Source organism: Sphingobium sp. TCM1 (assembly GCF_001650725.1).
In the GTDB taxonomy this organism is placed as follows: domain Bacteria; phylum Pseudomonadota; class Alphaproteobacteria; order Sphingomonadales; family Sphingomonadaceae; genus Sphingobium.
This window is the reverse complement of record NZ_LXVX01000002.1, coordinates 66,706-79,990: the sequence shown is the minus strand read 5'-3', so window position 1 is coordinate 79,990 and position 13,285 is coordinate 66,706. Positions and strand designations below refer to the sequence as shown.

Here is a 13,285-nt window from a genome sequence, read left to right as displayed (position 1 = left end):
TCAGCCCCAGGGCTTTTCCCGATACCATTTGGTGATGACATGCTTGACGCCGCTGCGCACCTTCATGCCGTGGTGCAGGCTGGCGGGATTGGGCTCGCCCGGCGCGATCCGGTTGTTCCAGGCGAGCAGCTTGCCGGTTTCGGGCTGGACCGTCTTGCCGACCTTGGGGAAGCGCGTCGCGCCGCCGGCCGCCGGTTGGTTGAGATAGACCATCAGCGTCCAGGTGCGATTGCCCGCCACCGAGCAATATCTGGCGAAGTCCGCGCCCTTGGGGTCGAAATAGTCCGTATGGGCCTTGAACTCCTGCCCGACGGCGTAGCGCTGGCCCTGGATCGGTTCGCCGAAAATCGGGTCTACGCCGGCGAACGCGGCCAGCTTGGCGTCGATCGCGGCGACGAAGGCATCGGCCGGGTCGAGGTCGCAGGTTTCGCTCGTGCGGAAATAGCCGTCGCCATTGGCGTCAGCGATCGTCGAGGGACGGCGGTCCGCTTCGATCCGATCGACCAGCGCGGCGCATTCCTCCGCCGAGAGGAACTGGCGCTGGATGAACAGGGTGAGGTCGCGGCTGGGCAGCTTCTGCACGCGGGGATGCCCCGCGATCCACGCCGGATCGGCATCGGCGGCCCTGGGATGATCGGAAATATCGGACATGACGGACCTCGCATGAATGCGGCGCGCCTCTGGCACAATTCGCCGCCTAGCTATCGTTGACGGCACGAAATGCAAGCATCCTTCCTTGTCGTCCTGCCTGTCATATTATGGTCACATAAGTGTCATTTCAGAGTAAGAAGATGTGCCTAGCAGGCAGGCGGGACTTCGAGGGGGCGATCCAATATCATGCGCGTGCCGTTTGGCGACAAAGTCCGGGGCCTGAAAACAGGCGTGCCGTCGATCGACTGGCTGAAGCTGGGAGAGCGCGCGTTGCTTGCGCTGCTGGCGTTGCAGGTCGTGCGGTTCATCTGGGTGCTGTTGACGCCGGTCGGCAGTTTCGGCCTTTGGGAAGGCCGGCAGGCACAGCTTCTTTCGTCCAGCGCGCGGACGGCCCTGTTCGCCAGTTTCGATCCCTTTTTCCGGTCCGATGCGCCGCAGCAGGCGGGCGGCGTCGTCGTCACTTCGCTGGCGCTGACCGTCTACGGCATCCGCCTCAATGAAGGATCGGGACTGGGATCGGCGATCATCGCGACACCCGACGGCGTGCAGAACAGCTTTGCGGTCGGCGACGAGATATTGCCCGGCGTGGTGTTGAAGGCGGTTGCCTTCGACCATGTGACGATCGACCGGGGCGGCGCGGCGGAGCAGGTCTTCCTCGACCAGTCGATCCCTGCGCCCTCCGCAGCGACGCCTGTCCCGGCATCGGGCGAAGGCTGGCAGAGCGCCGCGCCGCCACCGCCCGCGCCTCCCGGCGTGGATGCGCCCACGGCCGACAGCCTGAAGCGCGACATCGGCTTTGTCCCCCGGATGCAGAATGGCCGCGTGACCGGACTGGCCGTCCTGTCCAGGGGACCGGCCTTCGCCAATGCCGGTTTCAAGCCGGGCGACATCGTGACCCAGGTCGATGGCCAGCCCGTCGCCACCATGCAGAATATCCAGAGCAGGATCGCGCCTGGCGCGCGGCTTGCCCTGACCGTCGAGCGCGGCGCCGCCGTCGCCTCCGTCAACATCATAGTGCAAGGCCAATGACCCGAAAACTCCTCCTCTCTGCCGCCATGGCCCTTGCCCTTGCTGCGCCCATCGCCACGCCCGTGCTGGCGCAACAGACGCTCAACGTGCGTGACGCCGACATCCGAGCCTTCATCCAGGATGCGGCGCGCGTCACCGGCCGCACCTTCATCATCGACAATCGGGTGCAGGGGAAGGTGTCGGTCGTGACCGACCGGCCGTTGAGCCGATCCGAATATTTCGAGATTTTCCTGTCGACCCTGCGCGCCAATGGCCTGGTCGCGGTGCCGGCGCCGGGCGGCGCCTATCGCATCCAGCCGGCGGACGGCGCGGCGGGCCAGCCGAGCGGCGTAGGCAGGGCTGCGAACCGCAACAGCTTCGTCACCGAAGTTTTCCGCCTGCGCTCGATCGACGCGGCGAGCGCGCTGGAAACGCTGCGCCCCCTGGTCAGCAAGGACGGGTCGGTCACGGCCAACCGGGCCGGCAACAGCGTGGTCGTGGCCGACTATGCCGACAATATCGCGCGCATCCGCCAGGTGATCGCCCGGATCGATCGCGATACGGCAGCGACGCAGATGGTGACGCTCAGAAATGCCGGCGCGCGCGAGATCGCGACCTCGCTCCAGGCGCTGGTCGGCAGCGGCGGCAGCGGCGAGAATGCCGCGCCCGCCGCCGCGACGGTGGTGCCGATCGACAGCAGCAATGCGGTGGCGATCCGGGGTGACGCCAACACCGTCGCGCGGCTGGCCAACATGGCGCGCGAACTGGACCGGCAGGCTGCGAGCGGAACCGAAATCCGCGTCTACTGGCTGGAACATGCCGACGCGGAAAAGCTGCTGCCGGTGTTGCAGCAACTGATCGGCCAGTCGAGCAGCCAGCCGGTGACGGCGTCCACCCCGGCGGCGGGCGGGCAGGGGGCTGCACCCGCATCGCAGGCGGCGGTCGCGGTGGCGGCGCCATCCTCCTCCTCATCGTCATCATCCGGCAGCGGCATTTCGACGCGTGGCCCGGCGATCGTCACCCGCTATGAAGGCGCCAACGCCATCATCGTCGCCGCCAACAGCGACGTGCAGCGGATGCTGGGCGAGACGATCCGCCAGATCGACACCCGTCGCGAGCAGGTGCTGGTGGAAGCGATCATCGTCGAGATCAGCGACGCCGCCGCCAAGAAGCTGGGCGTCCAGTTCCTGATCGGCAGCACGTCGACCGGCTTTGCCGCGACCAATTACAGCAACGCCTCGCCCAATCTGCTGACACTGGCGGGGGCGGTGGCGGCCGACCGGCTGGGCACGACCAAAACGACGGTGGTGGCGGCCGACGGCTCCACCACGACGACCGAGACGCAGACCAACAGCGATCTCGCCAGCACGCTCCAGCAGGCGGCGGTCAGCAGTCTGCAAAGCGCGACCGGCGCGATCGCGGGGCTGGGCGGCAGCATCGGCGGCAACGGCATTTTCGGCGCCATCATCAATGCGGTAAAGTCCGACACGGAAAGCAACCTGCTGTCCACGCCGTCCGTCATGACGCTGGATAACCAGAAGGCTTCGATCCTTGTGGGCCAGCAGGTGCCGATCACGACCGGCGAGGCGCTGAGCCAGAATTTCGACAATCAGTTCCGGACCGTGCAGCGGCAGGATGTCGGCATCAAGCTGGAGGTGAAGCCGCAGATCAATACGGGCGGCGCGATCAAGCTGTTCCTGAAGCAGGAAGTGTCGAGCGTCGCCGGGCCGGTTTCGAACAGCAACAGCGACCTCATCATCAACAAGCGCGAGATCGAGACGACCGTGACGGTCGACGATGGCGAAATCCTCGCGCTGGGCGGGCTGCTGGACGATAATGAGCGCAAGACGATCGAGCGCATCCCGCTGCTGTCGGACATTCCCGGCCTTGGCGAATTGTTCAAGTCGCGCAGCAAGAGCCGGACCAAGACCAACCTCATGGTCTTCATCCGGCCCACGATACTGCGGTCCAAGGAGGATGCGCAGAAGCTGACGCAGCAGCGCTATGGCTATATTCGCGGGATGCAGTTGCAGCGCGATCCCGATGCGGAGCCGACGATCGACGAACTGGTGCGCGACTATATGGGCGCCGCCCCGCCGATCGCCGCGCCACTGCCGGGCGATGCGGTGGTGCAGCCGGCCGCCACGGCGCCGCAGGTCATCGAGCCGACTGTCCGCCAGTCGAGCGGCGTCGTGCGGCCGGTCGAGATACCGCCAGGCGGAGAAAAGAAGTGAGCGACACGGATCAGGGCGAAGTTATTTCCCCGGTCATCCCGCCGCGTCCGATCGACATTCCCTACAGCTTCGCGCGCAAGCATGGCGTCGTGCTGCTGCCGCCCGAGGACGACCGGCTGACCATCGCAGTGCGCGAGGGCAGCGACCCGCGTGTCCTGCTGGAAGTGCGGCGGCATCTGGCGCGCAGTTTCGACGTGCGTTTCGTCGAGGCTGCGCAGTTCGACCGCCACCTGTCCGACCATTATGCGATGGAAGGCAGCGCGGCGGCGATGGCGGGATCGCTGGAGGTCGGCGCGGACGAACTGGACATATTGGCCGCCGATATTCCGACCGCCGACGACCTGCTCGACAGCGCGGACGATGCCCCGGCCATCCGCCTGATCAACGGCATCATCGCCGAGGCCGCGCGGCAGGGCGTGTCGGACATTCATATCGAGCCCTATGAGACGGGTCTGGTCGTGCGGATGCGGATCGACGGTGTGCTGCGCGAGACGCTGCGGATGCCGCCGCACGTTGCGCCGGTGGTGGTCAGCCGCATCAAGGTGATGGCGCGGCTGGACATTGCCGAGCGGCGTGTGCCGCAGGACGGACGCATCGGCCTGACCCTGGGCGGGAAGCTGCTCGACGTGCGTGTTTCGACCCTGCCGAGCCGGGCGGGCGAACGGGTGGTGCTGCGTATTCTCGACAAGGAGAATGCGGGCATGAACCTGGATCTGCTGGGCATGACCGGCGCGCCCGATCGCATCTTCCGCGAAGGGTTGAGCGAGCCGAACGGCATCATCCTGGTCACCGGTCCGACCGGTTCGGGCAAGACGACGACGCTCTATGCGGGCCTGCGCCAGCTGAACGATGGGTCGCGCAATATCCTGACGGTGGAAGACCCGGTCGAATATGCGATCGAGGGTGTCGGCCAGACGCAGGTCAACGCCAAGGTCGGCCTGACCTTCGCGGCGGGGCTCCGCGCCATCCTGCGCCAGGACCCGGACGTGGTGATGGTCGGCGAAATCCGCGACCGGGAGACGGCCGAGATCGCGGTGCAGGCGTCGCTGACGGGGCATCTGGTGCTGTCCACCGTGCATACCAATGATGCCGTCGGCGCGATTACCCGGATGCGGGACATGCGGGTCGAGCCATTCCTGCTGGCGTCCACCTTGCGCGCGGTGATCGCGCAGCGGCTGGTGCGCCGCCTCTGCCAGCATTGTCGCGAGCCGGTGCAGGCGGACAAGTCGGCCAGTGCGCTGCTGGGCTTCGATCCGGGCACCATCATCTACAGGGCGCGTGGCTGCGACCAGTGCAGCGGCACCGGCTACAAGGGGCGGATCGGCGTATTCGAGGCCATCCGCGTCGACGACACGATCCGCCGCCTGATCAACGACGGTGGCGATGAATCGCTGATCGCGCGCCATGCCTTCCTGAACGCGCCGAACCTGGGGTCGGCGGCGCGCGCGCTGGTGCGCGACGGCCAGACCACGGCGGAAGAAGCCATCCGCGTGTCGCGCCGCGACGCGACCGAGGTGGAAACCATCACCGATGGCTGATTTCGACTATGTAGCGATCGACCCGGCGGGCAAGGAGCGCAAGGGAGCGATCAGGGCCGAGACGATCGACGATGCGCGCGCCAGGCTGGACGCGCGCAAGCTGTTCGTCGTGCGGCTGGAGCCGGGCGCGGTCGAGGCGGCGCGCAAGCGCGCGGGCCTGTCGCTGCGGGCGCCGCGCCTCAGCGCCAAGGAACTGACTCTCTTCACCCGCCAGCTGTCGACGCTGATCCAGGTCAGCCCGCTGGAGGAATCGCTGCGGACGATTGGCCGCCAGAGCGAACAGGCCCATGTCCGCGCGATCGTGGGCAAGGTGCATTCGGGCGTGCTGGAGGGGCGGCGGCTGGCCGATGCGCTGGGCGCGGAGCCGAAGAGCTTTCCGCCCCTCTATCGGGCGATGATCTCGGCCGGCGAAAGCTCTGGCAGCCTGCCGACGATCATGGAGCGCCTGTCCGACCTGATGGAACGGCAGGCGGTGATTCGGTCCAAGGTGCTGACCGCCATCGCCTATCCCTCCGTCCTGGCGGCCTTTGCCGTCTGCGTGGTGGCCGCGCTGATGATCTTCGTCGTGCCCAAGGTGGTCGAGCAGTTCGATACTGTCGGCCAGGAACTGCCGTTGCTGACTCGGCTGGTGATGGGCGTGTCGGCTTTCCTCGCCGGCTATTGGTGGCTGCTGCTGATCCTGCTGCTGCTGGCCGGAGCCGGGTTCTGGCGCGCGATGAAGGTCGAGAGTTTCCGCTATCGTTTCGATGCGATGCTGCTGGGCCTGCCCCTGCTGGGGCGGTTGATTCGCGACTTACATGCCGCGCGAATGGCGCGGACGCTTTCCACCATGGTGGCGAGCCGCCTGCCGTTGATGGAAGGCCTGTCGCTGACTGCCAACACCGTGCATAATCGCGTTCTGCGCAAGGCGTCGGACGAGATTGTCGAGGCGATCCGGGGCGGTGGCAGCCTGTCGGCGGCGCTGCGCCGGGCGGGCGTCTTTCCGCCCCTGCTTGTCTATCTGGCGGCGAGCGGCGAAAGCGCGGGGCGGCTCGATACGATGCTGGAACGCGCCGCCGACTATCTGGAGCGCGAATTTGACAGCTTCACCTCCACAGCGCTTGCGATGCTGGAGCCGGTGATCATCATACTGATGGGCGGCATCGTCGCCGTCATCATCCTGTCCATCCTGCTGCCGATCTTGCAGCTGCAAAGCCTGACCGGGGCTTGAAGGAGTTGAATATGTTCAAACGAAAATCCCTTCGGGCCGAGCTTGCCGAAGCCCTTTCCTTCTTCGATAAGAAAGTGAGGCCCTTCGACAGCCTGAGGACGAACGGTGACAAGAGGTCCGGTGAAGCTGGTTTCACCCGCGTGAGGCGTTCCGCCGAAATCGGCCTCATGTCTTCGAGGCGTTCCGCCGAACACGGCTTCACATTTTCGAAGCGTTCCGCCGAACACGGCTTCACTCTGGTCGAACTGATGGTCGTGATCGTCATCATCGGCCTGTTGGCGACGATCGTGGCGATCAACGTCATTCCCGCGACCGACACCGCCCGGATCGAGAAGGCCAAGGCTGATATTTCGACCATCGAGCAGGCGCTGGAGCAATATCGGCTCGACAATCTGACCTATCCGGCAGCGAGCGACGGCTTGCAGGCGCTGCTCAACCCGCCGGCATCGCTGGCCCAGCCCCAGCGCTACCGGCGCGGCGGCTATATCAAGAAGCTGCCTGACGATCCGTGGGGTCGCGCCTATCTCTACAACGTGCCGGGGCGCCGGGGCGCGTTCGACATCAGCTCGCTGGGCGCCGATGGCCAGCCGGGTGGCGAGAATGAGAATGCGGACATCTTCTCCAGCGAACTCTGAAGCGAGGCGACGCATGGGGCGGCGGGGCGCTGCCTTCGCGGGGACGCGCTCGCGTGCCAGCGGGCGCGGCGTCACGCTTTTGGGACGTTCTGCCCAGCAGAGCTTCACGCTTGCGGTGCGTTCCGCTCAACAAGGCTTCACGCTGTTGGAACTGATGGTCGTGCTGACGATCATCGGCTTCATTTCGGCTGCCGTCATACTTGCCATCCCCGACCCGCGTGGCCGGGTGATCGAGGATGCCGACCGCTTCGCCGCGCGCGTCGCCGCCGCGCGCGACGAAGCGGTCGTCACCGCACGCCCCATGGGGCTTTGGGTGTCCGCCTCCGGCTATGGCTTCCAGCGCCGCGAGGGCGGCCAGTGGGCGGAGATAGAGGACAAGCCCTTTGGCACCGCCAACTGGAAAAGCGGCACGCGCGCACTGGTGGGCAAGGACGGGCGCCAGCAGATCGCGTTTGACGGCACCGGCCTTCCCACTGATCCGCTGACCGTGACGCTGGCGCGCGAGGGCGAGCGTGTGTCCGTGACCATCGACATGGCGGGGAAGGTCATGGTCGGTGGCTAGAGGCGACAAGAGCGACGCGGGTTTGCCCCCCTTACGGACTTCCGCCGAACACGGCTTCACGCTGCTCGAAATGCTGGTCGCCCTGGCAGTGTTCAGCCTGGCCGCGCTGGCACTGGTACGCTTGCAGGGCGTAACGCTGCGGACGGCGGCGGACCTCGACAGCAAGGCGCTGGGCCAGATCGTCGCGCGCAACCTGATGGTCGAGGCGCAGACGGACCCCGCGCCGCCTTCGATCGGCGAGGAGGATGGCGAGGTCGAAAATGGCGGTCGGCGTTGGCACTGGAGCCGCAGCGTGAGGGCCACGGACGACAAGCGTCTGTTGCAGGTCGACCTGACCATCGACGGCCAGCCGGGCGCCTCGCCCGTGGTCTTGAGCTTCATCCGGGTGGTCGAGTGATGGGCATCGACCGGTCACCTGTTCCGTTGGCTTCGCTGGAAACGAACGGAAGCGACGAAAAGACGCCTTCCGCGCGTTCCGCCCAACAGGGCTTCACGGCTTCCCCCCGTTCCGCCCAACAGGGCTTCACGCTGATCGAACTGCTCGTCGCGTTCATGATCTTCGCCATGCTGGCGGCGGCCGGCGTACTGCTGCTGGGCAACAGCGTGTCCGCGCAGGCGCAGGTCAAGGCGCGGTTGGACGACATGGCGGCGGTGCAGCGTGCCGGCGGGGCGCTGGCCGGCGATCTGGGTCAGGCGGTGCCACGCATCACCCGGACCGAGGCGGGGACGCTTGCGCCGGCTTTCTGGGCGCATGACGGTGGCGAAGGCCAGCCGGTGATGCAGTTCGTTCGCGGCGGCTGGGACAATCTGGGCGATCTGCCGCGTCCTTCCTTGCAGAAAGTCGAATATTGGGTGCGCCAGGGGCGGCTGGAGCGGCGGACCTACGCGCAACTGGATGGGGCGGCGGGCGATGATCCCGCCGCGCTGCTGGAGAATGTCGAGGCGGTGACGCTGCGGTTTCGCGACGCCCAGGGCGAATGGCGCGAAGACTGGACGCCGACTCAGCCCGACCTGCTGCCGAAAGCGGTGGAGATGAGCGTGACGCGCACCGGCGAGCCGGCGGTGACGCTGCAGTTCCTCGTCGCGCCCGGTCCGGCGGAAAAGCCCGCCGAAACGGCAGGAGCGGGCGGTGCCTGATCCCCGCAGGAAAGCCGAGGCGGGCGCAGCGCTGCTGACCGTGCTGCTGCTGGTGGCGGTGATGGCGGTGGTCGCCGCCGGCGCGCTGGAGCGGCTGGCGCTGGCCACGCGCATGACGGGCAATGGCGGCGCGGTCGACCAAGCGCGGGCCTATGCCGATGCGGGGACCGAGATCGCCCGGCTGCGGATCGGCGATCTGGTCGCGTCCAATCCCACGAAGATGACGCTGGCGGGGGGATGGATGGGCGCGCCGCAGGCGATCCCGGTGCCCGGCGGCGTTGCGACCGCGCGCGTCACCGACGGCAGCAACTGCTTCAACCTCAACAGCGTGGTTAGCGGCGAGAATGAGGCCGCGCTTCAGGTCCGCCCCATCGGCGTCACCCAGTTCCAGGCGCTGCTCCAGGCGCTGGGCGTCGACGCGCGGCAGGCGCAGGCGGCGTCCGCCAGTCTTGCCGACTGGATTGACAGCGATGCCGTGCCGCAGCCGGGCGGAGCGGAGGATGATCTTTATGCGCAGGCCGAGCGTCCCTATCGCGTGGCGAACCGCATGATGGTCGATCCCAGCGAGTTGCGGGCGGTGGCGGGGATCACGCCCGCCATCTATGATCTGGTCAAACCCTGGATATGCGCGCTGCCGGTCACGGATTTGTCGCCGATCAACATCAATACGCTGCTGCCCGATCAGGCGCCGCTCGTCGCCATGCTGTTGCCAGGGGAAATGAGCGTCGCGCAGGCACGGCAATTGCTGGCGCAGCGGCCTGCGGACGGCTACGGCGGGACGGTGCAATTCTGGGCCTTGCCTTCGCTCGCCGGCCTGTCGCCGATGACCGAAGTGTCGGAACAGGTCAAAATGACGACAGGATTTTTCGGAGTAGAGGTTTCTGTGGATGTCGGGGGAACGCAACTGGTGGAGCGGGCGCTGATCGACGCGCGGCAAAGCCCGGCGATATTGGTGCGGCGCAGTTGGGGGGCAGGTGCATGAGCAGCCGCGATGCCCTGATCGTCTTTCTGCCCGAGGCGGAAACCGCGCCCGCGCGCTGGACGCGGGTGGTGGATGGCGCGCCGGTCCGGACGGGCGAAGGCGCAAACTGGCTCGCTGCGTGCGGGATCGCCGCGCTGCCGGAGCAGGCTCGCGTGCTGCTGGTGCCGCCGGCCGCGCTGGTGACGTTGCACTGGATAGCCCATCCCGACCTGCCCGCGCGGCAGGGGCGGGCGGCATCGCGACTGACCGCGCTGGCGGCAGGACTGCTGCCGGCCGACCAGCTGTTCGCCGCGACCGACGAGAATGACGATCCGGCGCGGCCGCATGTGGTGGCGGTCGCCAGCCGCGCCGACATGCAGCACTGGTTGCTCTGGGCGCAGCATCATGGCCTGGACCCGGACATCATCGTCCCTGCGCCACTGCTGTTGCCGGAGCCGGACAAGGGGCTGACCCGTGGCGTGGTGGGCGGGAACGCAATGCTGCGCGGCGTGGACATGGCGCTGCCCGCCGACATGGCCTTGCCCGAACTGATCGGCGATGCGCCCATCGTAGACGCCGATCCGGGGGCGATCGAGGGCCGCGCGATCGCCGCGCTCGATGCGCCGCCGCTCGATCTGCGACAGGGCGAGTTTGCCAAGCGGGTGCGGCGTGCGGTCGACCGCATGGCGATCGGTCGCATCGCGCTGTGGAGCGGGCTGCTCCTGCTGGTCAGCCTGCTGATCGCGCTCGTCACGATCGCCCGCCAGCATATGGAGGCGAGCAGGCTCGACGGGGAAAGCCTGGCCCTGGCGCAGCAGGTACTGCCCAACGCCACCGATGCCGCGCAGGCGCAGGTCGAGATGGAAGCGAGGCTGGCCGCGCGCGGTGCAGGGGGCCGCGCCTTCACCGCGCCGGTTTCGGGCCTTCTCGCCGCAATGCAGGACGCGCCGGGCGTCGCGCTGACCAGCCTGTCGCGTGACCCCGACGGCATGGTTCGCGCGACGCTGGCGGCGGCCAGGTCGGATGACATCAACATAGTCTTGCTGGCGTTGCAGGCGTCCGGCTTCACGATCACGGCCACGCCGTCGCAGGATCCGGGCGGGCGGACGCTGGCGGACATCACGGTGCGGTCATGATGGAACGAATAGCCACTTACTGGGCGGAGCGTTCCGCCCGCGAACACTATCTGCTGGGCGTCATGTTCGTGCTGCTGGCCGGGGTGATCCTGTGGTTCGGGGTCGCCATGCCGCTCGATCGCGCGCAGAGGAGCGCGCGAGACTCCATGGCCGAAGCGACCGATCGCAATGCCGCCATCCGTGCGGCGGTGAAGCAGTTGAAGGCGCTGCCCCGCACGCCTGTGAACAGCGGTCCGGCAACCCCGCTAGACCAGTTTGTCGGCCAGGGCGCCGGCGAGGCCGGGCTGACGCTGGAGCGTGCACAGGCGCAGGGCAATGACCGGATGGACATCGCCATCGCATCGGTCCGGCCGATCGCGCTTCTTTCCTGGCTGTCGCAGCTCGAGGCGCAGGGCGTGCGCGTGGAAACGATGAGTGCGCGCCCGTCGCCCACGGTTGGCAGCGTGTCGGTGCAGGCGGTGCTGGTGCGGGGGGAGGGGCAATGATGGGCCTCCATCTGTCGCGCCGCAGCCGGATTGTACTGATCCTGGTCCTGCTCGTCGGACTTCTGCTGTTTCTGCCGATGCGCGTCGCGCTCGGCCTTGCCGGGCTTGAGCGGCTGGGCGTCGCCGCGCGGGACGTGCGGGGCACGGTGTGGAACGGGCGGATCGAGCAGCTGATGCTCGGCGATATGCCTATGGGCAGCGTGCGGGCGGGTCTTTCGCCCGTCTCTCTGCTGGTGGGCCGCGCCCGCTTCGACATCGCCCGAAGCCAGGGGCTGGCCGACGATATCAAGGGGGCGTTGACGGTCGGCTTCGGCCGGGTCGGCGTGGACGACGTGACCGGCGCGGTGCCCCTGGGCCGCAGTTTTGCGCCGCTGCCGGTCGGCGGCCTGATGCTGGACGATGTCAGCGCTTATTATCGCGGCGACCGGTGCGGCCATGCCGAAGGGCGGGTCCGCGCGCGCATGGCCGGGCAGTTTCCGGGGCTGAACCTCAGCCAGGGGCTGTCGGGCGCGGTGGCGTGTGACGGCGATGCGCTGCTCCTGGCGCTGGTCAGCCAGTCCGGCCTGGAGAAAATCAATCTGCGTATCTGGCGATCGGGCCGATATACTGCGGAAATGCGGGTCGAAACCGCCGATCCCGCCCTGACCGGCGCGCTGGGTCAGGCCGGTTTCGCCAGCGTAGGCAATGCCCAGGTGCTGAAGGTCGAAGGCACGCTGTGATCCAGCCGGTAGCGGCGTTGATCGGCGCGCTGGCCGGCGCGATCATCGGCAGTTTCCTGGCGACCCTGATCCTGCGCTGGCCGCAGGGGCGCAGTGTCATGCGCGGGCGCTCCGCCTGTGACGGGTGCGGCCGGACGCTGACTGCCAGCGATCTGGTACCGATGGTCAGTGCGCTGCTGAGCGGCGGCCGCTGCCGGACCTGCGGCGCGCGGATCGATCCGCTGCATGGGCGGGTGGAGGCGGGCTGTGCGATAATCGGAGCTTTGGCATTGGGTTTCAGGCCGGATCCGGGCGGGATCGGCTGGATGTGCGGCGGCTGGGTGCTGCTGACCCTGGCGATTCTCGATTGGCGCCATTTCTGGCTCCCCGATGCGCTGACGATGCCGCTCGCCTTTTTGGGCCTGACGCTGGGACTCTGGTCGACCGACGTGATTCTGGCCGACCGGATCATCGGTGCGGCGATCGGCTATGGCCTGTTGCTGGCCATCGCGCTCGGCTATCGGGCGCTGCGGGGGCGGGACGGCCTGGGGCTGGGCGACGCCAAGCTGCTGGGCGCGCTGGGCGCCTGGTTCGGATGGCAGGCGCTGCCCTTCATCCTTCTGATCGCGTCGTCGGTCGGACTGGCGGTCATGCTGGTGTCGGGGCGGGCGCGGCAGGCCACGGCGCGCGTACCGCTCGGCACTTTCCTGGCCGGCGCAGCGCTGCCCGGCTGGCTGGTCGCTTCGCGCCTGATGATGTGAGTGGTCGGGGAGACAGAGTTCGTACTTAAGCCGCATCCAGTTGAAAAATTAAACAAATAAGAAAAACCGTTTCTAGAAAAACAGCATCAAAACAGCAATTGTGAGTATTTATTTCTAGAATTCAATTTGGAATTTATTGGGACATTATTGGACGTTTATCAAGAGGGTTTTTCAGACAATTTTTGTTGCAGGTTCGATATTAGCAATCGGGCGAAACGCCGGCTTCGAGATCCCTCTCCACGCGATCGTCGCTAAGATGGATATCAGTG

The 13,285-nt window shown here is 67.2% G+C and carries 14 protein-coding genes; 13 read left to right on the top strand and 1 reads right to left on the bottom strand.

The window, feature by feature from the left end:
• Entirely contained in the window at nucleotides 1-651 is a 651-nt protein-coding gene (locus A7Q26_RS01485; RefSeq protein WP_066855551.1) for a prolyl hydroxylase family protein, read from the bottom strand.
• Between the two features lie 186 nt (nucleotides 652-837).
• Between A7Q26_RS01485 and A7Q26_RS01480 the strand changes: the two genes are divergently transcribed.
• From A7Q26_RS01480 to A7Q26_RS01420, 13 genes are all read left to right on the top strand, one after another.
• Complete coding sequence (locus A7Q26_RS01480) at nucleotides 838-1,680, top strand: type II secretion system protein N (protein WP_066855548.1); 843 nt, start codon at nucleotides 838-840, stop codon at nucleotides 1,678-1,680.
• Nucleotides 1,677-3,893 carry a type II secretion system secretin GspD gene (gene gspD, locus A7Q26_RS01475; protein WP_066855547.1) on the top strand — a complete coding sequence of 739 codons (2,217 nt, stop codon included), beginning with the start codon at nucleotides 1,677-1,679 and terminating at the stop codon, nucleotides 3,891-3,893. The genes A7Q26_RS01480 and gspD overlap by 4 nt, the downstream gene beginning before the upstream one ends.
• Nucleotides 3,890-5,431, top strand: a complete 1,542-nt coding sequence (gene gspE / locus A7Q26_RS01470; RefSeq protein ID WP_066855546.1) for a type II secretion system ATPase GspE — start codon at nucleotides 3,890-3,892, stop codon at nucleotides 5,429-5,431. Before gspD ends, gspE begins: the two co-directional genes overlap by 4 nt.
• Entirely contained in the window at nucleotides 5,424-6,641 is a 1,218-nt protein-coding gene (gene gspF / locus A7Q26_RS01465) for a type II secretion system inner membrane protein GspF (RefSeq protein WP_066855543.1), read from the top strand. The genes gspE and gspF overlap by 8 nt, the downstream gene beginning before the upstream one ends.
• Nucleotides 6,642-6,808: 167 nt before the next feature.
• Entirely contained in the window at nucleotides 6,809-7,276 is a 468-nt protein-coding gene (gspG, locus tag A7Q26_RS01460; RefSeq protein WP_066856229.1) for a type II secretion system major pseudopilin GspG, read from the top strand.
• A gap of 115 nt (nucleotides 7,277-7,391) precedes the next feature.
• Complete coding sequence (locus A7Q26_RS01455; protein WP_157102427.1) at nucleotides 7,392-7,838, top strand: GspH/FimT family pseudopilin; 447 nt, start codon at nucleotides 7,392-7,394, stop codon at nucleotides 7,836-7,838.
• A complete protein-coding gene (gene gspI, locus A7Q26_RS01450; protein WP_084438938.1) occupies nucleotides 7,831-8,235 on the top strand; it encodes a type II secretion system minor pseudopilin GspI in 405 nt (134 codons plus the stop codon). The genes A7Q26_RS01455 and gspI overlap by 8 nt, the downstream gene beginning before the upstream one ends.
• Complete coding sequence (gspJ, locus tag A7Q26_RS01445; protein ID WP_269747214.1) at nucleotides 8,232-8,975, top strand: type II secretion system minor pseudopilin GspJ; 744 nt, start codon at nucleotides 8,232-8,234, stop codon at nucleotides 8,973-8,975. Before gspI ends, gspJ begins: the two co-directional genes overlap by 4 nt.
• The gene (gene gspK / locus A7Q26_RS01440) at nucleotides 8,968-9,957 is read left to right on the top strand and encodes a type II secretion system minor pseudopilin GspK (RefSeq protein WP_066855537.1); all 990 of its coding nucleotides are present in this window, start codon (nucleotides 8,968-8,970) and stop codon (nucleotides 9,955-9,957) included. The genes gspJ and gspK overlap by 8 nt, the downstream gene beginning before the upstream one ends.
• A complete protein-coding gene (gspL, locus tag A7Q26_RS01435; RefSeq protein ID WP_066855534.1) occupies nucleotides 9,954-11,072 on the top strand; it encodes a type II secretion system protein GspL in 1,119 nt (372 codons plus the stop codon). The genes gspK and gspL overlap by 4 nt, the downstream gene beginning before the upstream one ends.
• Complete coding sequence (gspM, locus tag A7Q26_RS01430) at nucleotides 11,069-11,557, top strand: type II secretion system protein GspM (protein ID WP_066855531.1); 489 nt, start codon at nucleotides 11,069-11,071, stop codon at nucleotides 11,555-11,557. Before gspL ends, gspM begins: the two co-directional genes overlap by 4 nt.
• Nucleotides 11,554-12,276, top strand: a complete 723-nt coding sequence (gspN, locus tag A7Q26_RS01425; RefSeq protein WP_066855528.1) for a type II secretion system protein N — start codon at nucleotides 11,554-11,556, stop codon at nucleotides 12,274-12,276. Before gspM ends, gspN begins: the two co-directional genes overlap by 4 nt.
• Complete coding sequence (locus tag A7Q26_RS01420) at nucleotides 12,273-13,016, top strand: prepilin peptidase (protein WP_066855525.1); 744 nt, start codon at nucleotides 12,273-12,275, stop codon at nucleotides 13,014-13,016. The genes gspN and A7Q26_RS01420 overlap by 4 nt, the downstream gene beginning before the upstream one ends.
• Nucleotides 13,017-13,285 lie beyond the last annotated feature (269 nt).